The following is a 23,233-nucleotide window of genomic DNA, read 5'->3' as shown; positions in this document are numbered from 1 at the left end:
TGCATCTCAGATATTGAGACGGCAATATCATTACATGGACAATTCTAGTGGAGTCGGTGTCATTGATAAAGCAGCCCAGGTGCTTGACGCACTCGAGGCCGGCCCCACCACCCTGGCACAGCTCGTGGCGGCGACCGGCCTGGCCCGGCCCACTGTCCACCGCCTCGCTTTGGCGCTCGTCCACCACCGCCTGGTCAGCCGCGACATCCAGGGCCGGTTCGTCCTGGGCAGCCGGCTCGTTGAGCTCGCCTCCGCCGCCGGCGAGGACCGCCTGATTGCCTCCGCCGGCCCCGTGCTGATGCAGTTGCGCGATGCCACCGGTGAAAGCGCCCAGATCTTCCGGCGCCAGGGTGACTGGCGTGTGTGCGTCGCCTCCGCGGAGCGCCCGATCGGGTTGCGCGACACCATCCCCGTCGGCACGCAGCTGTCCATGAAAGCCGGCTCCGCCGCCCAGGTGCTGCTCGCCTGGGAGGACCACGACCGGCTCCTTGAGGGCCTGCAGTCTGCCCGCTTCACGCCCACCGTCCTGGCAGGAGTACGACGCCGGGGCTGGGGACAGAGCCTTGGCGAACGCGAGCCGGGGGTCGCCTCCGTCTCGGCACCGGTGCGCGGTCCGTCCGGCAGGGTGATTGCCGCCGTCTCCATTTCCGGCCCCATCGAGCGCCTGACCCGCCAGCCGGGGCGCCTGCATGCGGAAGTGGTCTGCAATGCCGGCCGCATCCTGACCGAGGCGCTGCGCAAGAACAACGACTGAGGCAGGAACAACGCCTCAAAGCGCCGGGACCTGCCGCTAGGCTGTGGCCATGGGCAGCTATGCAGTGTTCCTCCGCGGCATCAATGTTGGCGGCATCAATATCAAAATGGCCGTCCTTCGGGAGGCACTGAAGAACTGCGGTTTCCCGGACGCCAAGACCTTGCTGGCGAGTGGAAACGTAGTGCTCTCCAGCAGCCTGGATGCAGCCGACGTCAAGCGGCAGTGCGAAACGTGCCTCCGTTCAGCGTTCGGCTACGAGGCGTGGGTGGTAGTGCTGGACGCGCGGAGGGTGGCCGGTCTGGTGGCGGCCTGCCCCTACCCCGACGACGACAAGTCCACCCACAGCTACGTCACCCTGTCATCGGACACCGCTGTCCTTGATGAGCTGGAAGCGGCCGGGTCAGCCCTGGAGGGCCATGACCAGCAGCGCCTGGGTCCAGAGGCCCTGGCCTGGCTCGCTCCAGCCGGCGGGACCCTGGACAGTCCCTTCAGCAAAATCAGCGCCAAGGCAAAATTCAAGGCTGCCACCACCACCCGCAACCTGCGCACCATGATCAAAGTGGGGGACGCGGCGGCCGGGCTCGCGGGCGCCGGCTGACCGCGCTGCCCATTGACCGGGCCGCCTACGCCGCCGTCTTCAGCGCCGCATTGAACGCAGAGAGCCGCGCGATCTCCACTTCCACCGGTTCAACCACCAGCTCCTGCGCCACGGCGGCAACGGCAGCGTTAAGCCGCCTCCGTGCCCGTGCGGCGCGCGCCCTGGCAGCACCGGCTGCGATGAAGCGGCCTGTCATGGCGAGGAAGATCCCTAACGCAACGCCAAAAGCGATCATCAGGGTGGGCACGGGCCAGCCCTCCACCCGTGGCACCTCCGGGACGGGCATCTGGAAATAGCCCAGCGCGGCCAGCACGCCAAGCCAGCCCAGGCCGCCCAATACCGTCAGCAGCGCCAGCCACTGCACCACATTGAAGACGCCCCACCACCACGCCCTCCGGTTGGCGCCGAGGTCCGCACCGGCAATGGCCTGGTCGAGGGCATCCGGCAACCGGTCCCTGCCTTCCCTGGCGGCACCCCTGATGGCTGCCCGCCAGGGGCCGGGAGCCCCGGCACTGGCGGCATCGGCGAACTCCCTGACGGCTGCGTCGGTCCGGGCCCGCTCCGGCGCCCCGGCCGGCGGCAGCGAGGTCCGGTTGAGGCCCGCCGGCGCGTTGCTGCGGAGGTTGAGGCGCCTCAAGGGGTCCGGCCGGAACCGGGAGAGCCAGCGGGTAACCGGCCAACCCGTCCGGCGCACCGACTCGAGCCGGTAGGACTGTGACACGGCCTGCACCACGGCAGGAACGTTTGCTGCCACGGCGAGTTCCTCGGCCAGCCGGGCTTTTGCCGGGGAACGCACGCCTGCGGCTTCGCCATCCCCAGAAGCGTTGTGGAGTCCGCCGGCTGCACGGGTTACGTCGGCTTCCAGCCGCCGTGACTGGGCCTGGCGCTCCAGGGCCACCTTCCGGATGGCGTCACGCACCCCGGCTACGCCTGCTCCGGTGACGGCAGACGAAGCGAGCAAGCGCACCTTGCCCAGGCCTTCCCCCGCCAGGATCCCCCGCAGGGAATCGAGCACGGGCTCCACGTCGCGCTCCGGCAGGCGGTCCACCTGGTTCAGGACTACAAGGGTGACGGCGCCGTGGGAGGCGTGAGGCGCCAGGAAGCCGTTGTGGACCGCCGCGTCTGCATACTTCTGGGGATCGAGCACCCACACGAGGACGTCCACCATGCCCACCATCCGCCGCACGATTTCACGGTTGGCTGCACGGGTGGAGTCGAAGTCGGGCAGGTCCAAAAGGATCAGGCCGGTTTCCTCGTCGGCAAAGCCCTTCACGGGCGCCGCGTGGTGCCGGTGGCCCACCTCCAGCCAGTCGAGCAGGGCGTCACTGCCCGGTGCTCCCCAAACCCCCGCCAACGGCTCCGACGTCGTCGGCCGGCGGGCCGCCGCCGTCGCAATTTCCGCCCCGCTGACGGCGTTGAAAAGGGAGGACTTGCCGCTTCCCGTTGCCCCGAAGAACCCCACCACGGTGTGATCCGCGGACAGTGAGCGGCGGGAGCGGGCCCGTTCCAGGACGCGGAGGGCTTCCTGCAGCGGCTCGTCGGGGAGGATTCCCTCCCCGAGGGTGCAGGCGTCCTGGAGCGCCTGCAGCTGGCCGTCCAGCCGGGATTGCTTCCTGGTTCCACCGTGCCGGCTCATGCGTTCTCCGCCAGCCGGGCCAGGGCATGGGACTGCGCCGTGAGCGTCTGCGCTGCGGCCGGATTCACCTCCGGCAGGCGTTCGAGGAACTTCTGCTGTTCCTCCTGCAGCAGCCGGCGGCAGCGTCCGGCCAGGTCCGTGCGCGCTTTCTCTGCCATCCGCCGGACGGCGTCTTCGCCGAACACAGCTTCGAGCAGCCGCTGGCCCACGACGGCGGTACCACCGGCCACCCCGATCTCCAGGCCGGTCAGGCCTGCCGTCATGGAGAACACCACGATCATCAGCGCGGCCCCCAGTCCGTTGATCCCGAACGACAGCCAGCGTGCCTGGGTCCGGCGCCCCTGGCCTTCGGTGCGGATCAGCTCCATCAGCCCTTCCTGCCAGGCACGGATTTCCGCTGCCGCCCGCCCGGCGAAGCCCGCAGACGTTCCGGACAGGTCATCCGTCCCCAGCAGCTGCCGGCCCGCGGGGTCGGAGCGCCACCGCTGGTCGGTATCCTCTGCAGCATTGGCGGCCTCGTCGAGGATCACCGCCTGCAGCCCGGTTTCGATGGCGGCCTCAACCTTCACCGCCGGTGCCGGCTCGCCGCGGAAGAAAGCCCCCAGCCGGTCACGGAAGCGGCCCACGTTCTGTTCGAGGGTCCGGAAGAACTCGCCGGTGCCCACAAAGTCCTGCCAGCGCGCCAGCACCTCGCCGCGGAGCAGGGCGCCGTCGCGGGTTGCGTCCAGGATGCGGCCGGCCGCATCCTCGTAAGCAGCGGCAGCGTCCGCTTCGAGTCGCGCCGCTGCGTGCTCCTGCTCCTGCACAGCCACCCCAAGCCTTTCGAGGTGGGCGGCCAGCGTGCGGACAGCCCCGTTCAGTGTACGGCGTGCCACGGCGGAGCGACCCGCCGCATCGGCGGCCAGCCGGCCGAGCCACTCCCCCAGCTCGGCCACAGCACCCGACGGCAGCATGCCCTGCGGATCCAGCGCCATCTCCGGAATGATGAACAGCCGGCTCCCGCCGAGCCCTTCCCGGTCCAGGAGGGCCCGAAGATCCTGGCTCACCTCGGCCTCCGCGCCGGGCGGCACCCGGTCCAGCACCACGGCAACGGTAATGTCCCGCGCAGCGGCATCCAGGAGGAGCGCCCACGGGACAGCGTCCGCGTAGCGGTTGGCGGTGGTGACAAACACCCACAGGTCGGCGGCGGCCAGCAGCTGTCCGGCGAGCAGCCGGTTGTGGTCGGAAATGGAGTCGACGTCAGGTGCGTCCAGCAGTGCGATGCCGGCGGGCACCGCGGCGTCGGCCAGCAGGACCAAGGACGACGCGGAGTCCGGGTCTGCCCCGCGTGTCCCCCCTCCTGCCGTGACGTCGCCGCCGGCGAGGGCCCCCCGCACGCGGCTGAGCCCGGGCAGGACGCGCTGACCTTCGAACCAGCCGGCTTCGTCCGGGTGGTGCAGCAGGATGGGCTGGCGGGTGGTGGGGCGGATGGCGCCTGCGCGGGTGACCGGATGCCCCACGAGGGCGTTCACCAGGGTTGATTTCCCGGCACCCGTGGAACCTCCGACGACGGCGAGCAGCGGGGCGTCCAGACTGCGGTAGCGCGGAAGAATGTAGTCGTCGAGCTGCGCTGCTGCTGCGGCAGCTTCGCGGCGGGCCTGTTCAGCGCCCGGCAGCGCCAGCGGCAACGTGGCGCCGGCCAGGCCCGCCCGGATGTCCTCCAGCAGCGCCACCGCCTCTGCAGTGCGTGCTTCCTGCCGTGCGGCGCCTGCGTGCTCGTTCTGGGAGGTCACACCAACATCATGCCAGTTCAGGCCCGCCTGGAGACTGACCCGGCGCGTCGTCGCCCGCAGGGCATCCCCCACAGAAGGTCAATTCTCCGCGAGAGGATAAGGGGTTCTGTCCGCTAAAGGGGGAACGCTCATGATCTACTGCCGGCAAAAGCAAAATGGCCCCGGGCGTTTGCCCGGGACCATTTCGGTGGTGACCCCAGCGGGATTCGAACCCGCGTTACCGCCGTGAGAGGGCGGCGTACTAGGCCGCTATACGATGGGGCCGCGTACTTTTTCAGCGTTTCCGCTGTTCAAGCTCAGTGAGTATTTCACACACTTTGCTTTGGTTTCAAATCGGCGAACCGGCTGGAAACCTTCCGATTTGCGGGCTCAAACAGCCTGCAATCCAGAGCTGGGATACCAGGACTCGAACCTAGAATGACGGTACCAGAAACCGTAGTGTTGCCAATTACACCATATCCCAATGGCACTTTCGGGCCGGTTTTCAGGGCTTTTTCCCTGCTCCGTGCGCCTCAGCACGAGAAATTACTTTACCCGAGACTTTCGGCTCGCACAAATCGAGCTTCCCGCGAGCGGGACGCGGCCCACAGACGCAATCTCCCGGACCCCTTGCCGACCTTCCAATCATGTGGTTACTCTCGAGTAAGTTACCCATCGGTAACAACCCTCCCCGCCCAGCCATCCGGGCACCCACGAGGAACGGGAACGCCTTACCAACCACGGTCCACACCGCCGGGCAGCGTCGTCCGGCGGAGAGTTAGGAAGTGTCAGCGTTGACAACCCGCACAGCAACCATTGCCTCCGAAAAACCAAAGTTCCGCTCCCAGTCCGTTGCGATCATCGTCCTGTCCCTGCTATTGGTTCTGTTCCTTGCCTTCTACACCTACCTCACAGGCCAGATCTCCAACGGCGCAGCCCGGCTTACGGAGGGGGCCGAACAGGCAGCAGCGGGAGCAGCCCAACTCAAGGAGGGTTCGGGACAGCTGGCCACGGGCGCCGGTGCAGCGAACAAGGGCGCCGCGCAGGTGAAGGACGGTGCGGGCAAGGTCAAGGACGGCAGTACGGAACTGAATACCGGTGCCGCGGCCCTGGAGTCGGGCGCCGACAGGATCTTCTCGGGGGTCCGCGACCAACTTGCACCGGGCGTGGACAAGCTGCACGCCGGTACCACCAAGCTGCAAAATGATGTCCTGAATAAGCTCGTTCCCGGTGTTTACCAGGTGGACGACGGCGCAAAGAAGCTCCAGGCAGGTGCAGTCGCTCTCTCGGCTGCCCTGACGCCGACGGCGGCAGGCAACGCGCCGAACAATCTTGCCGACGGTGCGGGCCAGTTGGCTGCAGGTACGGGTCAGCTCGCGGCCGGAGCGGGACAACTGGATGCCGGCGCCGGCAGCCTCAACGCCGGAACCGCGGCGCTGAAGAACGGAACCGCCCAGCTCAAGGGTTACCCGGGTGCAGGCAACGATCCCGCCACGGGTGAAGGGCTCGCCGCACTCAGCCAGGGACTGGACCAGCTTGAGGCGGCAGCGAACGGCCCCCAGGGCCTGGTGCCGCTTGCAGTGATCAAGGACCAGATCGCCAAACTGGCTGACGGCGGCCGGAGGGCCTATGCAGGGGCCGGGCAGCTCGATGCGGGAGCGGCAAAGGTGAACGACGGCGCCGCGCAACTGAAGGCCGGAACGGACAAGTTGAACGCGGGAGCCGGCCAGTTGGACGACGGCGCAGGCCGGCTCAAGGCAGGCTTCGCCACGCTTGCGGAGAAGCTCAATGCGACTGACCCGCAAAACCCCGGGGTGGTGCTGGGAACGTCCATGTTGGCGGAAGGCACTGCCAAAATTCGGGTGGGAATGGATGGTGTGCCTGGCGACCCGGATCGTCCAGGCCTGATCTACGCCGCGAACAACCTGCAGGACGGCACCAGTAAGCTGAGCGCCGGCATCAACGGCGACGGCGACCCCGCAAACCCCGGCCTGCTCGCCGGAACCCAGGCGCTCTCCGACGGCACCGTCAAGCTAAGCCAGGGAACGGGGCAGCTGCAGTCCGGCTCCGCCCAACTGGCTAGCGGAACCGGACAGCTCGCCGAGGGCAACGGCAAACTCGACGACGGGTCAGGCAAACTCGCCGAAGGCGCCGGCAAGCTGGCCGACGGCAACTCCAGGATCGCGGCCGGGACCCAGGAGCTGCACACGAAGGTGGCGGCCGTTTCGCCGTCATCGTGGCTCAACGATCCCGCCGTCGCGCTGCCGCTGGTGGCACTTCTGGTGGCCGCCGCCGTGGCCGCCTACGTGGTCCTTCGCCGGCGCTCACTGCGGTCCAGCGCGGCGGGCTGACCCTATTGCAGCAGCTGTTCCAGGGAAGCGACCATGCCGCCCTCGAAGCCTTCCACGACCTCACCCGACCGGTTGAGCCACACACCCAGCAGGCCTGCCGCTGTGGAACCTTCCGCATCCAGCAGCCGGTTGTCGCCAATGTAGAGGGTTTCCCCGGGCGCGGTACCCAGAAGCCTGACGCCTTCGAGGTACATGGCCGGATCAGGCTTTGCCACGCCGAGGGTATCGGTTCCCACCAGATGGGTGACCCGTTCCAGCCCGGCGCCGTCCAGCTTGGCGCGCTGGTAGTCATGGACATTGTTGCTGACCGCCCCGTAGGGGATGCCGGCCTGGTCCAGGACGTCCAGCAGGGGAAGTACATCCGGAAACGGCTTCACATAGGACGGCTGCTTCTCCACGTACGCCGAGAGCCAGCGGTGCGATTCCTCCCCCTCGGCCAGTTCCACCCCGAAGTGCCCCAGCGCAGCGCGGCCCCGGAGCAGGCGCTGTTCGTTGAAGGTCAGCTCACCCGCCAGGTACCGGTCGTAGTAATGCGTGGTCTCGTGCGTGAAGATCCGCCCGAACCGCTCCCACCCGGCCTGGTCCAGGCCGGGAAGGAGGTGTTCGCTGACCTCGCGCAACGCTGTGGTCATCGAATATTCGAGGTCCACCAGGGTGTCATCGATGTCGAAGAGGACGCCCCGGACCGTCCCGAAAGGAGTTTCGAGGACACCGGCGCGCGCCTTGCTGGGAGCCTCCATCAGCCGCGGAACGCCTGGAGCCTGCGCAGGGATGAGTCCTTGCCCAGGATCACCATCGATTCGAACAGCGGCGGGGAAATGCGCCGGCCGGAAACAGCCGTGCGCACTGGCCCGAACGCCAGACGCGGCTTGATGCCCATGTCCTCCACGAGCGCCTGCTTCAATGCGGTCTGGATGTTCTCCGCCGTCCAGTCCTCCACGGCGTCCAGCGCGGCAAGGGCGGCGTCCAGCACCTCGGTGAGATTGGCGGGCAGTCCCTTGCGGGCGTCGTCGGCAATGTCGATGGCATCGTCCGCCTTGAACAGGAACGCCAGCATGTCCGGCGCCTCGCCCAGCAGGGTGATGCGCTCCTGGATCAGGGGCGCGGCTTCGGTGACGATGTCCTCTTCGCGGTCGGTCAGGATCTCCCCCACCAGCCCCGCTTCGCGAAGGTAGTGCACCACGCGGTCCCGGAACACCCCAGGGGCGAGCATCCGTACATGGGTGCCGTTGATGGCCTCGGCCTTCTTCAGGTCGAAGCGTGCCGGGTTGGCCAGGACGTCGTGGATATCGAAGTGCTCAACGAGCTGCTCGACCGTGAAGATGTCCTCGTCCGCGCTGAGGGACCAGCCCAGCAGGGACAGGTAGTTCAGGAGGCCCTCCGGAATGAAGCCGCGCTCACGGTGCAGGAAGAGGCTGGACTCGGGGTCCCGCTTGGAGAGCTTCTTGTTGCCCTGTCCCATCACGTAGGGCAGGTGGCCGAACTCCGGCATGTACTCTGCCACGCCGATGGCGTACAGCGCGCGGTACAGGGCGATCTGCCGCGGGGTGGAGCTGAGCAGGTCCTCGCCGCGGAGGACGTGCGTGATGCCCATGAGCGCGTCATCGACCGGGTTCACCAGGGTGTACAGGGGCGCGCCGTTGGCCCGCACCACGGCGAAGTCCGGCACGGATCCGGCCTTGAAGGTGATGTCGCCGCGGACCAGATCGGTGAACGTGATGTCCTCGTCGGGCATGCGCAGGCGGAGGACGGCCTGGCGGCCCTCAGCCTTGTACTGCGCCAGCTGCTCGTCGGTCAGGTGGCGGTCGAAGCCGTCGTAGCCTAGCTTCGGGTCCCGGCCCGCCGCACGGTGGCGCGCCTCGATTTCCTCGGGCGTGGAGAAGGATTCGTAGATGAACCCGCCGTCGTGCAGCCGCTTAATGACGTCCTGGTAGATGTCGCTGCGCTGTGACTGCCGGTAGGGTTCGTGCGGGCCGCCCACCTCGACGCCCTCGTCCCAGTCGATGCCGAGCCACTTCAGCGCATCCAGCAGCTGGTGATAGCTTTCCTCGCTGTCGCGTGCCGAGTCCGTGTCCTCGATCCGGAAGACCAGGGTGCCCTTGGTGTGCCGGGCGTAGGCCCAGTTGAACAGGGCCGTCCGGATGAGGCCGACGTGCGGGGTGCCGGTGGGCGAAGGGCAGAACCGGACCCGGACCGGGGTCTCGGCGGTGACAGGCGGGATTGATGCGGCAGGCGACGAGGAAGCGATAGTCATAGTGGCTTCAACTTTACCGCCTGGCCGGGCCCGGTTCTTTGCCCTGCAGGTGGGATCAGCGGCGAACGATCGGGTTGGAAAGCCGCCCGATGCCTTCGATCTCCACTTCGAAGCGGTCGCCTTCCTTGACCAGGCCAACGCCGGCCGGGGTGCCGGTCATGATCACGTCGCCGGGCAGGAGGGTGAACGCCTGCGACACCACGGACACCAGTTCCCGGACGCCACGGATCATCTGGCTGGTGCTTCCATCCTGGCGCACCTCACCGTTCAGGCGGCCCGTGATCTGGAGGTCTTCGGTGTCGAGGTCGGTCTCGATCCAGGGGCCCAGCGGGGCGGAGGTGTCGAAGCCCTTGGCGCGGGTCCACTGCAGGTCGGTCTTCTGGACATCGCGGGCCGTGAGGTCGTTGCCGCAGGTGTAGCCGAAGATGACGTCGTCCACGCGGTCTTCCGGCACGTCCTTGCAGATCCGGCCGATCACCACGCAGAGTTCGGCTTCGAAGGAGACCTCTTCGGAGAAGTCCGGGAGCACCACAGGATCGTTCGGACCTACGACGGCGGTGTTCGGCTTCAGGAACAGCAGCGGCGAGGCAGGGACTTCGTTGCCCAGTTCATGGGCGTGCTCCACGAAGTTCCGGCCGACGCCGATGACCTTGCTGCGGGGGATGATCGGGGCCAGCAGCCGGACGTCCTCGAGCTTGTGGCGGACGGAGGTGCGCTCCACGCCGTTGAAGAAGGGGTCGCCATGGATGACAGTGATCTCCTCACTGCCGGGCTCACCATCCACCACGCCGTAGAGGGGATCGGAATCGACAACAAATCGGGCAATACGCATGGCTCCTACCCTACCGTTACGCCTGTGGCCGCCCGGCGCCGGCAGCGCCCGGGCCGCGCAGGTAGGAAAGCTGCGCGGCGACGGACATTTCGGCAGCACGCCGGACCGAGCGGTCGACGTCGGCATAGACGTCGTCGGCGACCTCAGCCACGGACGCGTCCCGGCCGAGCCGTCCCAGCGCCGCGCGGATCTGCGCCAGGCGTTCCTCCCGGTGCCGGCGGTAGCCCTGGACGACGGACTCCAGAGAGGGCAGCACCGGGCCATGGGCCGGCAGGACGGTGGCCGGCCCGATTTCCTCCAGCCGGTCAAGGGTTGCGAGGTAGTCGCCCAGGGTGCCGTCCGGGTGGTCCAGCATGGTGGTGCCGCGCCCCAGGACGGTGTCCCCCGTCAGGACCGAACCGTGAGCCCCGTCGCCTGGCAGGTGGAAGCAAACGGAGTCGGAGGTATGGCCCGGAGTGGCCAGCACCACGATGTCCAGGCCGGCTGCGTGAACGGTCTCGTCCGGAAGCAGCGGCGTTCCCCTGCCGTGGCAGTGGGCCGGGTCCGCTGCCCGCACCGGCGCACCGGTGAGTTCGTGCAGGCGGGCAGCCCCTGCCGTGTGGTCCGCGTGGCGGTGGGTCACCAAAATGAGTTCGACGGCGCCGGCCTGGACGAGTGCGCGCAGGTGGTTTTCGTCGTGCGGACCCGGATCGACGACCACCACGGTTGCGTGGCCGGGGGCACACAACAGATAGGAGTTGGTGCCGTCCAGGCTCATCGGCCCCGGGTTGGGTGCCAGGATGAACTGCGTCAGGGCAGAGCTGCGCTGCAGGACGGGACCGGAGGCTGGAGTCACTCCCCCATCCTTGCATCAATGCCCGGAATACATTTCAAAGGCGTAAAGGGCGAAGACCCGCCTTCCGGGAAATAGATGCGAATGAGGGACGGGCCTGTACGGCATGAGACCATTTAGCGTTTAGTAAACGCAGGGGGTATCCCCTGCTTTTTTGGGGGGCTTCGTGAAAAGAACAATTGGTAAATTATCCCTGCCATGGGGCAGGACATCCTTTCCGCTCCGGGGGCGGGGCTTTCTCTCTGCTTTCGCGTGCGCACTGCTGATCTTCGTGGCGGGTGCTGGCAGCGCCGTGGCAGCCACCGCACCTCCCGCTCCCACACCGCTCCAATACTCGGAGACGGCAATCGCAAAGGCCTACCAGGCGAATCGCGATGTGCTCGGAGAACCGGCGGGAAACGTCGAATGCCGGACAGGCAGTTACCCGTGCTGGCAAACGTTCACCAATGGCGGGCTCTACGTTGTTGCTGAATTCCAGCAGCCGATCATGGTTTCCGGTGCCATTTACCTGAAATGGAATACCCTCGGGGGCCTGTTCGGTGAAAAGGTCGGTTCGCCTGTTCGGCCCATGGAATGCGATGCAGCCCTCAACTGCCGGCAGACATTCCACACTGGCACCATTTATCTCCAGAACGCCGGTCCTGCCATCATCGTGCCCGGGTATTACTGGACTAACAACTCTTACGCGGCCCAGCTTGGCTGGCCCTTGGCTGACCCCACGTGTTCCTCTGGCTCCATCTGCACCCAGACGTTCGAGCGCGGCCTCACCTACACGCGCGGCAATGAACAGCCTGCCGTCACATATGGCGATATCTACACCTATTACACAGCGCATGCATCATCACTGGGCGGGCCGTACAGCACCCCCGGATGTTCTGAACGCGGATGTACCCAGGCTTTCGAACGCGGCAAAGTCTTTGCCTCACCAACGCTTGGGACATTCACCATGACGGGGGCAATCGACGCCTTCTACCGCTCCAACGGCGGAGCCGGGCTTGGCTGGCCCACGTCCGAGGAACAATGCGGGCTCGCCGGCGGTGGCTGCGTACAGCATCTGGAAGCCGGCCGGGCGTACTGGGCCCCTGTGGTGGGCCCCTCAACTATTGGTGGTGGCATCCTGACTGCCTGGTCGTCGTCGGGGGCGGAGCGGGGCGCTCTGGGATACCCGATCCGCCTTGAATTCTGTCACTTGGGCCTTTGCTACCAGCGATTCCAAAGCGGCGCGTACCTGGTATGGAGTCCGGGCGCGGGTACCCAACTGACGGCCGGTGCGATCGGGGCGAAGTTCGAACGCTACCTCACCTATTTGGGCGCGCCCACCACATCGCAGGAGAATTGTGGGCTCCAGTCCGGCGGATGCTTTCAGCAGTTCGCCCTCGGCAGGATGTACTGGGCTCCCGGACTCGGGGCTTGGCCCATCCGCGGCGGGATGGAAACCAGGTGGAGGATGGCCGGAGCAGAAAACGGCTACTTGGGGTACCCCGTAAGCCCCGAGTATTGTCGGCTGGACGGTACCGGGTGCGCCCAGTACTTCCAAAGAGGCCAGCTGGTCTGGGGCACCGGTCTCGGCACCGAAGGAGGCTATGCGCCGTAACCGGCCCATCCCCTGTCGAAGGGACAGCCAAACGGCGCCTGCCGGACCAAGTCCGGCAGGCGCCGTCGTTTTTTAAAGGTTGGACTACGCCAGGCGGGTCAGCCAGCCGTGGGTGTCCGCTTCGGCACCGGTCTGGATGCCAAGGAGCTTTTCGCGGATGGCCATGGTGGTCTCCCCTGCCTTGGCGTCCTCGGAACCGATGAACTCGGTGGCGTCCTTCAGCACGCCGATCGGGGTGATCACTGCTGCGGTACCGCAGGCGAACACTTCGGTGATCTCGCCGGAGGCAACGCCGTCGCGCCACTCGTCGAGGGTGATCTTGCGCTCGGCCACCTCGCGGCCCATATCCTTGGCGACCTGGATCACGGACATCCGGGTGACGCCTTCGAGGATGGTGCCGGTGAGCGCCGGCGTAACCAGCGAACCGTCCTTCATGACGAAGAACACGTTCATGCCGCCCAGTTCTTCCACGGCGTCGTCGTTGAAGTGGTCCAGGAACAGGACCTGCTTGCAGCCGTTGGCCTCCGCCTCCTGCTGCGCGATCAGGGAGGCTGCGTAGTTGCCCCCGCACTTGGCATCGCCGGTGCCGCCGCGTCCGGCGCGGGCGTACTGGCGGGAGATCCAGATGGAGACGGGCTTGAGCTCGCCGCCAAAGTAGTTGCCGGCGGGGGAGGCGATCACCCGGAAGGACACCTCGCGGGCGGCCCGGACGCCGAGGAAGGCTTCGGTGGCGATCATGAAGGGCCGCAGGTACAGGGCTTCGCCGTCGCCGGTGGGGACCCATTCCTTGTCAACCGCCACCAGTTCGCGGATGGCGGTGAGGAAGTATTCGGCCGGCAGCTCGGGAAGCGCCAGCCGGCGTGCGGACTTGTTCAGGCGCGCGGCGTTGGCTTCGGGGCGGAAGGTCCAGACGGAGCCGTCCGCGTGGCGGTAGGCCTTGAGCCCTTCGAAGATTTCCTGGCCGTAGTGGAAGACGGCTGCGGAGGGGTCGAGGACGATCGGACCGTAGGGCTCGATCCGGGCATCGTGCCAGCCGCCGTTGCCGTCCGCGTCCACGCTGTAGTCGACGACGGCGGTGTGGTCGGTGAAGTAGTTGCCGAATCCCGGGTTTGCCAGGATGGCTGCACGCTCTTCAGCAGACTTCGGGTTTGCCGAGGGCTGCCGGGTGAATTCGACGCCATGGGCGGTCTGAGTCATGGTTCCTCCACGATCGGCCGCCCGGGGGTTCAGCGCTGAACAACAAGGCGGCATTTGGTGATTCGAGACAAGCTTACGCCCGAAGCCGGCGGCAGCCTGCCGGGGCAGTTACAGCTAGAGGCCGGCGGCGATGGCGTCGCCGATGGCGCTGGTGCTGCGTGCGGTACCGTCGCGCTTTTCGACGTCGGCGGCCACGGCGGCCTCGATCCTGCGGGCTGCTTCCGCGTAGCCCAGGTGGTCCAGCAGGAGGGCGGCGGAGAGGATGGCTGCCGAGGGGTCTGCCTTGCCCTGGCCGGCAATATCTGGAGCGGAGCCGTGGACCGGTTCGAACATTGACGGGGCGGTGCGGTCCATGTTGATGTTGCCCGATGCGGCCAGGCCGATACCGCCGGTGACGGCAGCGGCGAGGTCGGTGAGGATGTCGCCGAAGAGGTTATCCGTGACGATCACATCAAAGCGGGAGGGGTCCGTGACCATGAAGATGGTGGCGGCGTCCACGTGCAGGTAGTCGTGGGTGACCTCCGGGAATTCCTGGGCGACGGCCTCGACGGTGCGCTTCCAGAGGTGCCCTGCGTAGACCAGGACGTTGTGCTTGTGGACGAGGGTGACGTGCTTGCGTTCACGGGCGCCGGCACGGCGGAAGGCATCACGGACCACGCGCTCCACGCCGTGGGCGGTGTTCAGGGACACCTCGGTTGCCACCTCGTGCGGGGTGCCTGCCCGCAGCGTCCCGCCGTTGCCAACGTAGGGGCCCTCGGTACCTTCGCGGACCACGATGAAGTCGATAGTGCCGGGGTTGGCCAGCGGGCTGCCCACTGTTCCGTACAGCCGGGACGGCCGCAGGTTGACGTAGTGGTCCAGGCTGAACCGCAGCTTCAGCAGCATCTCGCGCTCGATGAGCCCGGACGGGATCCGGGTGTCGCCGGGTGCGGCACCGACGGCGCCAAAGAGGATGGCGTCGCGCGTCTTCAGGTCCGCCAGGACGTGGTCCGGCAGGGTTTCGCCGGTGGCCAGCCAGTGCTCGGCGCCGAGATCGTAGTGGGTCTGCTTGAGCTCGACACCCTCCGCGGCCACGGCCTTTTCCAGGACTTTGACTGCCTCGGCAATGACTTCGGGGCCGATGCCGTCGCCGGGAATTACTGCAAGATCAATGGAGGATGCGCTCATGTTTTCAGGTTAGCCAAGACATCCATATGCTGGTCAAGCCGTCTCAGCTTTTGGACACGGGCGCAGCCGCCGTTGCTTACGCGCTCCTATTCAGCGGGTTCCTCAAACTTGGGGAACACCGGGGTGGGAGCGGGCAGGGCGGTGCCGGCCGCGATGGGCGTCCCGATCGCGGCGAACTGGCGGGCGTCGCCTTCCGGCTGTCCCAGCGCGTCCAGGAGCTTTGCCGTGGCGTTCGGCATGACCGGCTGGGCCAGGATCGCCACGATCCGGAGCACCTCCAGCGTCACGTAGAGCACGGTGTTCATGCGTTCGACGTCGGTCTTCCGGAGCACCCACGGGGCCTGCTCGGCGAAGTACGCGTTGGTGTCGCCGAGGACGTGCCAGATGGCTTCCAGCGCGCGGCTGAATTCCTGCTTGTCAAAGGCGGCACGGGCGGCGTCGAGCAGTCCATTGGCCTGGGCCAGGATGGCGTTGTCGGCCTCGGTGAATTCCCCCGGAGTGGGCACGGCGGCGCCGCAGTTCTTGGCAACCATCGACAGTGAGCGCTGGGCGAGGTTGCCGAAGTTGTTGGCCAGGTCCGAGTTCATCCGGCCCACGATGGCCTCGTGGTTGTAGCTGCCATCGGCGCCGAAGGGCACTTCGCGCAGGAAGAAGAACCGGACCTGGTCCAGCCCGTAACGGGCCACGAAGTCGGCAGGCGCCACGACGTTGCCCAGGGACTTGGACATCTTGACCCCGTTGTTGTGCAGGAACCCGTGGATCATGACCCGCTTGGGCAGTTCCAGTCCGGCACTCATGAGGAAGGCGGGCCAATAGATGGCATGGAACCGGGAGATGTCCTTGCCGATGATGTGGACGTCGGCCGGCCAGTACTTCCGGAACTTCTCCGAATCGACGTCCGGGTAGCCGACGCCGGTGAGGTAGTTGGTCAGTGCGTCCACCCAGACGTACATCACGTGCTTGTCGTTTCCGGGGACGGGGACACCCCAGTCGAAGGTGGTGCGGCTGATGGACAGGTCCTCGAGGCCGCGCTTGACGAAGCTGATGACCTCGTTGAACCGGTACTGGGGAGCACCGAATTCCGGCTGCGCCTCGTACAGTGCCAGCAGCTTGTCCTGGTAGGCGGAGAGCCGGAAGAAGTAGCTCTCCTCGGCCGTCCACGTCACCTCGGTGTCGGTCTCTTTCGAGTACCGCACGCCGTCGTCCTTGACCACGGTGTCATCTTCGCCGTAAAAAGCTTCGTCGCGGACCGAATACCAGCCCTCGTACTTGGAGAGGTAGATGTCGCCGTTGGCCTCCATCTTCTTCCAGAGCGCCTGCGAGGCCGCGTAGTGGTCCTCGTCGGTGGTCCGGATGAAGCGGTCGTAGCTGATCCCCAGGGCGGAGTGCGCTGCCTTGTAGATGTCCGCGTTCCGGTTGACCAGTTCCTTCGGAGTGATGCCTTCCTTCTCCGCGGTCTGGGCAATCTTCATGCCGTGCTCGTCCGTACCGGTCAGGAACATCACGTCATAGCCGTCCAGGCGCTTGAAGCGGGCCATGGCGTCGGTGGCAATGTACTCGTAGGCATGTCCAATGTGCGGCACGCCGTTGGGGTAGGTGATGGCCGTGGTGATGTAGAACGGCGTTTTCTCTGGAGCAGTCACGGTTGGACGTTTACCTTCGGTGCGGAGGGGCGGGCTAGATCAGTTCTGTCAGCGTATCGCTCAGACGGACCAGTTCGTGGTCGTGCGAGGCGACCAGGACGGCGATACCGTCCGAAGTGGTGTCCTTCAGGATGCTGATGATGCGGTTTGCCGAGGCACGGTCCAGGCTGGCTGTGGGTTCGTCCACCACCAGGACCCTGGTCCCCAGGATCAGGGCGCGGGCGATGGCCACGCGCTGCCGTTCACCGCCGGAGAGCTGCGCCGGACGGTGCCGCATGCGGCGCCCCAGGCCCACGAGGTCCAGCAGGTCCTTGGCCATGTCCCGCCGCTGCTCCACTTCGCCGTCCGGGACGGCGGGCAGCAGGACGTTTTCAAGCGCGCTCATGCCATCAATCAGGGCACCACCCTGGTCGACGTAACCGATCAGGGCCCGACGGCGGTCGGCGATTTCGTCGTCGCCCATGCTTTCGAGGGAATCCCCTTCCCAGAAGACGCGGCCCGAGGTCGGCAGGGTGAGTCCCGCACCGACGGTCAGAATGCTCGTTTTACCGGAGCCGCTTCGGCCGGCGACGCAGTGCATCTCGCCGGCGTGCAGGGTCAGGTCGAAGCCTTCGACCACGCTCACGGCCTCGGCACCGCCTTTACCGCCGCCGTAGCGGATGGTGATGTCGCGCATTTCCAGCGGGGTGGCGTGGTCCGCGGACTTGACGATGGTATTGGCCCGGGTCTGCAGGGGGACCTCGTTGGAGCCGCCCCTGCGGCTCCGCTGGACGTTCGTCGGGTTTGTCATTGGACCACTTTCGTTGCAATCGGTATCCAGCAAAGTACAGCCACCAGCCCGGCCACGGCAGCCCAGAGGGCCGCGTAGGGGGCCAACAGCAGGCCGATGCCGAGGGCGCCCAGCACGCCCAGCGGCAGGGCCACGGTTCCCACCAGCGCATTCTCGAACAACCGGACCTGCCGCAGCATGTCCGGGTTCCAGCCCATTGCCTGGAGGATGCCCAGGTACTGGCGCTTGGCGTTGAGCTCAAAGCGCCCGGTGACCAGGGTGAGGACAAGGCCCACGGCTACACCCGCCAAGGCCAGAAGGATGCTCGGCAGCGTGACGCTGGCTGCGGCCAGCCCGCTCAGTGCGCTGGCACCCGCGGCGCGCGGAATGTCGATCAACAGTGCGATCAGCCCGCCCACCGCGGCTCCGAAGACACCAACGGCGATGGCAAGGGACAAGGTGTTGAACTTGTTGGTGCTCAGCTGGCGGTTGGCAAAGGTCAGTGGGGAATCGACCGGAATGAGCCGCTCATCGTGCTGCGGCTCCTGGTCGATCTCATCGCGGTGGCGGAGCTGCTGCGCGGCGAACAGCGCTGCACCCACGTAGAGGACCAGGACCGCGGCGCACACCAGCGCGGTTGCCAGGCTCCAGCTCACCAGGCTCAGCACGATGCCGACGGCGGCGAGCAGCACGGCTCCGACGCCGAATTCCTCGAGCACCCAGCTGCGGATCCGCCGCTGGGTCCAGCCCATGGCGCGCAGGGTTCCTGCCTCGCTGCGGCGCTTGCGGATGTAGCTGACCGTGGACGCCCCGGTCAGCAGGGCAGCGCCGCAGAGGGTCAGGAAGAGGAGGGTGATGTTGGTGCCGGACAGGGCTCCGGCCACGGCTTCGGCTGCGTTCTGCCGCACCCAGGACTGCTGCACAGTGCCGAGCGCCGATTCCTTGCCCGCTCCATCCTTGGAGTAACCGGGCACGAAGATGCTGGTGTCCTCACGGGCAGAACCGGCCACCACCGTGGCGTCCAGGCCCATGTCCCTGATTTCCGCGGCAAGCTTCTCCACCTCGGGCTGGGCGTCCTTCCAGCTGCCCGGCGCCTTGGCCCGGACGCGTACTGCGTCGATGACTGCGGCGTTCTGTTTGTAGCCGCGGGCGGCCGCCAGTCCGTAGTAGTCGGTGATGGCACCGGCGGACTGGCCCGCCAGCCCGGTGGCGCTCAGGGACGGCTTCAGTTCGGTCCCGGAAACGTCCTTGCCTGCCGCATCCTTGACCAGGGTGAACGGGGTGGGGTCGTAGCCGCCCAGGGGAAGCTTGTTGACGTCGCCGGACGCGGCAGCCACGGTGGCCGGATCGAAAGTGCCGTAGACCATGGGCATCGGCGTTGCCGCCTGCTGCTGGCCCGTGGACAGGTTGTCCCGGTAGGAACGCTCATCCACCGGCTCGCGCTGGGTCTGGTCGACGGGTGCACCGTTGGCAGCCTTGTCCGGGAGCCGGTTGACCGTGACCCACTCACCGGGGACTGCGGTCTTGTCAACGGCGCCATTGGCCGCGGTGTCGCCCTCCGTGTACTTCGGGGCACCGGCAAAGTTGGTGCTCCACTTGGCGGGCGTATACAGCCCCTGGTTGAAGTTGCCGTTGCTGCCGAGCAGCGAGGAATGGTCCGTGGACCCGGGCCAGGACAGGGCAAAGGGATCCTTGGACACGAACGGCAGGTAATCCTTGCCCAGTGACTTCGAAACGGTGCCGACGTCCTTGACCACTTTGCCGGCGTCGTCAATCTCTTCGATCTTGACGTTGTACTTGAGGTCCAGGGACGTGCCCGAGCGCACGATCAGCGGAACAGCCTGGGAGCCGGTGGTCAGCTGTCCTGTGCGCTTGGCCTGCTGGTACTGGGTCATCAGGGGGGCCCAGTACTTGAGCTTGACGCCCAGGAAATCGGGCCCTTCCTTCAGCTGTTCCATGCTGATGCCGCTGGTGAACAGTCCTTCCAGGTAACGGCCCACCGCGCCGGCGTCCCGGGCATCGGCGGGCGGTGCCTTTTCCAGCGGTGCCAGGAAGTCGCCGGCCGAGCCCAGCAGGGCGCGCTCGGCGGCGGGGTCAACCGCGACCACAGATTCGGTGACTTCCGGTGCGAGCGGAAGGGCGACCGACAGATTGAAGAGATTGTGTTCAGAACCGCCGGCGGGGGCGGGGAACTTGATGCCGGTCTCCCCGGCGGGCGGGGCGATGCGGATGCTGCTGCCGCCCTGTGTTTTCTCCTCGACGAGGCGGGCCTTGCCCAGGGTCCCCTCGGCGCTGGTCTTGAACAGGGTCTGCTCCGAGTTACCGTCCGAGCTCACGGCGCTGGCGGTCAGCCGGTACTTCTTGGCCGTATCGCTGAGGACGGATTCGGCGGCGGGCCACTTGTCCGGGGCCGTGGCGCCCGCGGCCTGGTCAGCAGTGGCGGTGCCGGCGAGCCCGGCGTTGTACCCGAGGTAGTCCATGGCGTCCAGGCGCGGAGTCTCCAGGTTCTGCGTGACCCTTGAGACGAGGCTGATGGGCGCCGCCACGGACGTGCCGGACAGCTTCCTGATGGAGTCCAGCTGGTCGAAGCCGATGCCGCCCGCGCCGTTGGCGATCTCCGGCTGCAGGAGGGCCCCGGACGGCGCCTTGGCCTGGACCAGGATGTCGTAGAGCCCCCTCGAGTTTTCATCAACCGTCCGGTTGAGTGCGGCCTGCGACTGGCCTTGGACGAGGACCGACAAGCACATGGCTGCGATCAAGATGGCCGCGGTCAACAGCAGCACCCTGCTTCTGATGAACCTCTGGACGGCGTTCATGGAACTCCCTGAAACCTGGATTGCGTGCGCACACTTCCATCCGCCCGGGCAGACGTGGTCAATGACGGACGGATGTGCAAAAGGTATTGGCCGGTCTGCCGGCTACGGTCCTGAATCAGGACCAAGCCATTGTAAGCAGACCGGCCAATCTTATGTATTTCGGCCCGGACACGCCGGGCGAAGGAGCGGCCGCGGTGTTTCCGCCGCGGGTGTCGGGACTAGTCCTCGAGGTCCACTTCCCGGACCATCTCGGCGCCGATTCCGGCCTTGATGGCATCCAGCACCTGCTGGGGAACGGAGCTGTCGATGGTCAGCAGGGCGAGCACCTGGCCGCCCTCGTTGGAGCGGGCAACCTGCATGCCCGCGATGTTGATGTTGTTCATGCCCAGGATGTGGCCGATGGTTCCGATGACGCCGGGACGGTCGGTGTAGGCCACTACCACGAGGTGCTCGCTGATGGGGATCTCAACCTCGAAGCCGTTGATGCCCACCAGCTTCTCGATCTGCTTGGGCCCGGTCAGGGTACCGGACACGGAGATCTGGCTGCCATCGCTAAGGGCTCCGCGCAGGGTCAGGACGTTGCGGTAGGACTCGGTCTCCGGGGTGGTGATGAGGCGGACGTTGATCCCGCGCTGTTCGGCGATGACCGGAGCGTTGACGTAGGAGACCTGCTCGGTGACGACGTCGGCAAAGATACCCTTCAGCGCTGCCAGTTCCAGGACCTTGACGTCGAGGGAGGAGATTTCCCCGGCAACTTCAACGTCGAACTGGGTCAGCGAGGCATGGGTCAAAGCAGTGAAGATGCGGCCCAGCTTCTCGATCAGCGGGATGCCCGGGCGGACGTCGGGGGCAATGACGCCGCCGGCCACGTTGACGGCGTCCGGCACCAGTTCGCCCGCGAGGGCCAGGCGGACGGACTTGGCGACGGAAACACCGGCCTTTTCCTGGGCTTCGTCCGTGGAGGCGCCCAGGTGCGGGGTGACCACGACGTTGTCGAGCTTGAAGAACGGCAGGTCGGTGCTGGGCTCCTTGCTGAACACGTCGACGCCGGCACCGGCGATCTGGCCGTCCTGCAGCGCGGTGAAGAGGGCTTCCTCGTCCACCAGGCCGCCGCGGGCCACGTTGACCACGTAGGCGGTGCTCTTCATCTTCTTGAAGGCGTCCGCGCCCAGCATGCCGACGGTTTCGGGCGTCTTGGGCATGTGGATCGTGATGAAGTCGGACTGGGCCAGGAGCTCGTCCAGGGTGACCAGCTGCACGCCGAGCTGCGCGGCGCGGGCGGAGGTGATGTAGGGGTCGTAGGCGAGGATCTTGGTGTCGAAGCCCTTGAGTCGGGCTGCCACGAGCGCACCGATGCGGCCGAGGCCGATGATGCCGATCTTCTTCTCGAACAGTTCGATGCCCGTGTACTTGGAGCGCTTCCATTCGCCGTCCTTGAGGGCGGCGCTGGCCTGCGGGATGTGGCGGGCGAGGCTGAGGATGTGGCCCACGGTGAGCTCAGCGGCGGAGACGATGTTGGACGTGGGGGCGTTGACCACCATCACGCCCGCCTGGGTGGCGGCCTTGATGTCCACGTTGTCCAGCCCGACGCCGGCACGCGCGATGACCTTCAGGTTCTTCGCGGCGGCGATGGCTTCGGCGTCCACCTGGGTGGCGGAGCGGACCAGGATGGCGTCTACGTCGCTGATCGCCGAGAGCAGCTGGGAACGGTCGGCGCCGTCGGTCTGGCGGATTTCAAAATCCGGGCCGAGGGCCTCGACGGTGGCGGGGGAAAGTTCTTCGGCGAGCAGTACTACGGGTTTTGACACGGCTGATCCTCTGCGTTGCAGTCCTGGGGATGGAACAAGTCTAGGCCGACAGAAAGGCCGGGCTCACATTGTTAAGTGTGAGCCCGGCCTCATCATGGCATGCTGGGCGGTTGGTCCTGCAGCCTTAGCGGGCTGCGGAGCCTTCCACGTAGTCGACGTCCTGCTGCTGCCAGGAGAACAGGGAGCGCAGTTCGCGGCCGACAGCCTCGATGGGGTGCTGTTCTGCCTTGGCGCGCAGTTCCTTGAACTCCACGGCGCCGTTGTCCTGGTCCTCGATGAAGCGCTTGGCAAAGGCACCGGACTGGATGTCGGCCAGGACGGCCTTCATGTTTTCCTTCACCTCGGGGGTGATGACGCGCGGGCCGGAGACGTAGTCGCCGTACTCTGCAGTGTCGGAGACGCTCCAGCGCTGCTTGGCGATGCCGCCCTCCCACATGAGGTCGACGATGAGCTTGAGCTCGTGCAGCACCTCGAAGTAGGCGATCTGCGGCTGGTAGCCGGCCTCGGTGAGGGTTTCGAAGCCATACTGGATCAGCTGGGACACGCCGCCGCAAAGAACAGCCTGCTCGCCGAAGAGGTCCGTTTCGGTCTCTTCGGTGAAGGTGGTCTTGATGACGCCGGCGCGGGTGCCGCCGATGGCCTTGGCGTAGGACTTGGCCAGCTCCCAGGCGTTGCCGGACGCGTCCTGCTCGACGGCGATGATGTCCGGGATGCCGCGGCCGGCTTCGAACTCGCGGCGCACGGTGTGGCCCGGAGCCTTCGGGGCCACCAGGATGACGTCAACGCCCTCCGGCGCCTGGATGTAGCCGAAGCGGATGTTGAAGCCGTGCGCGAAGGCCAGGGCCTTGCCGGGGGTCAGCTTGTCCTTGATGGAGTCGTTGAAGATCGAACGCTGGTGCTGGTCCGGCGCCAGGATCATGATGACGTCGGCCCATTCGGCGGCGTCGGCGACGTTCTTGACGGTGAAGCCCGCGTCCTCGGCCTTGGCCCTGGACTTGGAGCCTTCCTGCAGGGCGATGACGACCTCGACGCCGGAATCGCGCAGGTTCAGCGCGTGGGCGTGGCCCTGGGAGCCGTAGCCAACGATGGCTACCTTGCGGCCCTGGATGATCGACAGGTCTGCGTCGTCGTCGTAGAACATTTCAGTCACTTGCGTAACTCCTCTTGAGTGGTTTTTAGATAGTGGTCTTGCGGTGCTGCGGTTACGGGCGCGAAGTCCCGCCAGGGCACG

At 66.6% G+C, this 23,233-nt stretch carries 17 protein-coding genes and 2 tRNA genes; 4 read left to right on the top strand and 15 right to left on the bottom strand.

From position 1 onward, the window contains the following. The first annotated feature begins 34 nt into the window (after positions 1-34). Both AC3IMC_RS05390 and AC3IMC_RS05385 read left to right on the top strand, forming a co-directional pair. A complete protein-coding gene (locus AC3IMC_RS05390; protein WP_009356552.1) occupies positions 35-754 on the top strand; it encodes an IclR family transcriptional regulator in 720 nt (239 codons plus the stop codon). A gap of 49 nt (positions 755-803) precedes the next feature. Continuing rightward, entirely contained in the window at positions 804-1,352 is a 549-nt protein-coding gene (locus tag AC3IMC_RS05385; RefSeq protein ID WP_490917367.1) for a DUF1697 domain-containing protein, read from the top strand. A gap of 25 nt (positions 1,353-1,377) precedes the next feature. Here AC3IMC_RS05385 and AC3IMC_RS05380 read toward each other — a convergent pair whose 3' ends face one another. The 4 genes from AC3IMC_RS05380 to AC3IMC_RS05365 form a co-directional block, all read right to left on the bottom strand. Next, a complete protein-coding gene (locus tag AC3IMC_RS05380; protein ID WP_490917366.1) occupies positions 1,378-2,988 on the bottom strand; it encodes a GTPase in 1,611 nt (536 codons plus the stop codon). Next, entirely contained in the window at positions 2,985-4,760 is a 1,776-nt protein-coding gene (locus AC3IMC_RS05375; RefSeq protein WP_490917365.1) for a dynamin family protein, read from the bottom strand. Before AC3IMC_RS05375 ends, AC3IMC_RS05380 begins: the two co-directional genes overlap by 4 nt. Positions 4,761-4,948: 188 nt before the next feature. After that, positions 4,949-5,024: transfer RNA gene (locus AC3IMC_RS05370), tRNA-Glu, on the bottom strand. A gap of 127 nt (positions 5,025-5,151) precedes the next feature. Next, positions 5,152-5,223, bottom strand: a tRNA-Gln gene (locus AC3IMC_RS05365). A gap of 301 nt (positions 5,224-5,524) precedes the next feature. Here AC3IMC_RS05365 and AC3IMC_RS05360 point away from each other — a divergent pair. Next, the gene (locus tag AC3IMC_RS05360; RefSeq protein ID WP_490917364.1) at positions 5,525-7,090 is read left to right on the top strand and encodes a hypothetical protein; all 1,566 of its coding nucleotides are present in this window, start codon (positions 5,525-5,527) and stop codon (positions 7,088-7,090) included. Positions 7,091-7,092: 2 nt separating this feature from the next. Here the strand turns inward: AC3IMC_RS05360 and AC3IMC_RS05355 are convergent, their stop codons facing one another. Genes AC3IMC_RS05355 through AC3IMC_RS05340 form a run of 4 tightly spaced genes read right to left on the bottom strand, consistent with a single transcriptional unit; the run spans position 7,093 to position 11,011 of the window. Continuing rightward, complete coding sequence (locus AC3IMC_RS05355) at positions 7,093-7,830, bottom strand: HAD family hydrolase (protein ID WP_490917363.1); 738 nt, start codon at positions 7,828-7,830, stop codon at positions 7,093-7,095. Beyond that, positions 7,830-9,344, bottom strand: coding sequence for a glutamate--tRNA ligase (gene gltX, locus AC3IMC_RS05350; protein ID WP_490917362.1), 1,515 nt, complete (start codon positions 9,342-9,344; stop codon positions 7,830-7,832). The genes AC3IMC_RS05355 and gltX overlap by 1 nt, the downstream gene beginning before the upstream one ends. Positions 9,345-9,399: 55 nt before the next feature. Next, entirely contained in the window at positions 9,400-10,176 is a 777-nt protein-coding gene (locus AC3IMC_RS05345) for a fumarylacetoacetate hydrolase family protein (protein WP_454484282.1), read from the bottom strand. A gap of 16 nt (positions 10,177-10,192) precedes the next feature. Next, the gene (locus tag AC3IMC_RS05340; protein ID WP_490917361.1) at positions 10,193-11,011 is read right to left on the bottom strand and encodes an MBL fold metallo-hydrolase; all 819 of its coding nucleotides are present in this window, start codon (positions 11,009-11,011) and stop codon (positions 10,193-10,195) included. 151 nt (positions 11,012-11,162) lie between these two features. Here AC3IMC_RS05340 and AC3IMC_RS05335 point away from each other — a divergent pair, with 151 nt between their 5' ends. Then, positions 11,163-12,602 (top strand): LGFP repeat-containing protein, encoded by a 1,440-nt coding sequence (locus AC3IMC_RS05335; protein WP_490917360.1) that lies wholly within the window; start codon positions 11,163-11,165, stop codon positions 12,600-12,602. A gap of 84 nt (positions 12,603-12,686) precedes the next feature. Here AC3IMC_RS05335 and AC3IMC_RS05330 read toward each other — a convergent pair whose 3' ends face one another. The 7 genes from AC3IMC_RS05330 to ilvC form a co-directional block, all read right to left on the bottom strand. Next, complete coding sequence (locus AC3IMC_RS05330; RefSeq protein WP_490917359.1) at positions 12,687-13,799, bottom strand: branched-chain amino acid aminotransferase; 1,113 nt, start codon at positions 13,797-13,799, stop codon at positions 12,687-12,689. A gap of 114 nt (positions 13,800-13,913) precedes the next feature. Beyond that, complete coding sequence (locus AC3IMC_RS05325) at positions 13,914-14,966, bottom strand: 3-isopropylmalate dehydrogenase (protein WP_490917358.1); 1,053 nt, start codon at positions 14,964-14,966, stop codon at positions 13,914-13,916. Positions 14,967-15,052: 86 nt separating this feature from the next. Beyond that, positions 15,053-16,609 carry a methionine--tRNA ligase gene (gene metG, locus AC3IMC_RS05320; protein WP_490917357.1) on the bottom strand — a complete coding sequence of 519 codons (1,557 nt, stop codon included), beginning with the start codon at positions 16,607-16,609 and terminating at the stop codon, positions 15,053-15,055. 34 nt (positions 16,610-16,643) lie between these two features. Beyond that, positions 16,644-17,399: an ABC transporter ATP-binding protein gene (locus AC3IMC_RS05315; protein ID WP_454484291.1), complete on the bottom strand. Its 756-nt coding sequence runs from the start codon at positions 17,397-17,399 to the stop codon at positions 16,644-16,646. Then, positions 17,396-20,194 carry an ABC transporter permease gene (locus AC3IMC_RS05310; protein WP_490917356.1) on the bottom strand — a complete coding sequence of 933 codons (2,799 nt, stop codon included), beginning with the start codon at positions 20,192-20,194 and terminating at the stop codon, positions 17,396-17,398. Before AC3IMC_RS05310 ends, AC3IMC_RS05315 begins: the two co-directional genes overlap by 4 nt. A gap of 218 nt (positions 20,195-20,412) precedes the next feature. Then, positions 20,413-22,002, bottom strand: coding sequence for a phosphoglycerate dehydrogenase (gene serA / locus AC3IMC_RS05305; RefSeq protein WP_490917355.1), 1,590 nt, complete (start codon positions 22,000-22,002; stop codon positions 20,413-20,415). Positions 22,003-22,126: 124 nt separating this feature from the next. Continuing rightward, positions 22,127-23,227 carry a ketol-acid reductoisomerase gene (ilvC, locus tag AC3IMC_RS05300; protein WP_490917415.1) on the bottom strand — a complete coding sequence of 367 codons (1,101 nt, stop codon included), beginning with the start codon at positions 23,225-23,227 and terminating at the stop codon, positions 22,127-22,129. Between the last annotated feature and the right edge of the window lie 6 nt (positions 23,228-23,233).

It is taken from the genome of Arthrobacter sp. E70 (genome assembly GCF_058266945.1).
This window is presented reverse-complemented; position numbering and strand designations above follow the sequence as displayed.

Bases quoted from the DNA above. Each gene is read 5' to 3' on its own strand.
- AC3IMC_RS05385 (WP_490917367.1), top strand. From the start codon at position 804: ATGGGCAGCTATGCAGTGTTCCTCCGCGGCATCAATGTTGGCGGCATC.
- AC3IMC_RS05330 (WP_490917359.1), bottom strand. From the start codon at position 13,799: ATGACTCAGACCGCCCATGGCGTCGAATTCACCCGGCAGCCCTCGGCA.
- AC3IMC_RS05390 (WP_009356552.1), top strand. From the start codon at position 35: ATGGACAATTCTAGTGGAGTCGGTGTCATTGATAAAGCAGCCCAGGTG.
- AC3IMC_RS05315 (WP_454484291.1), bottom strand. From the start codon at position 17,399: ATGACAAACCCGACGAACGTCCAGCGGAGCCGCAGGGGCGGCTCCAAC.
- AC3IMC_RS05325 (WP_490917358.1), bottom strand. From the start codon at position 14,966: ATGAGCGCATCCTCCATTGATCTTGCAGTAATTCCCGGCGACGGCATC.
- gltX (WP_490917362.1), bottom strand. From the start codon at position 9,344: ATGACTATCGCTTCCTCGTCGCCTGCCGCATCAATCCCGCCTGTCACC.
- AC3IMC_RS05310 (WP_490917356.1), bottom strand. From the start codon at position 20,194: ATGAACGCCGTCCAGAGGTTCATCAGAAGCAGGGTGCTGCTGTTGACC.
- AC3IMC_RS05380 (WP_490917366.1), bottom strand. From the start codon at position 2,988: ATGAGCCGGCACGGTGGAACCAGGAAGCAATCCCGGCTGGACGGCCAG.
- AC3IMC_RS05355 (WP_490917363.1), bottom strand. From the start codon at position 7,830: ATGGAGGCTCCCAGCAAGGCGCGCGCCGGTGTCCTCGAAACTCCTTTC.
- AC3IMC_RS05345 (WP_454484282.1), bottom strand. From the start codon at position 10,176: ATGCGTATTGCCCGATTTGTTGTCGATTCCGATCCCCTCTACGGCGTG.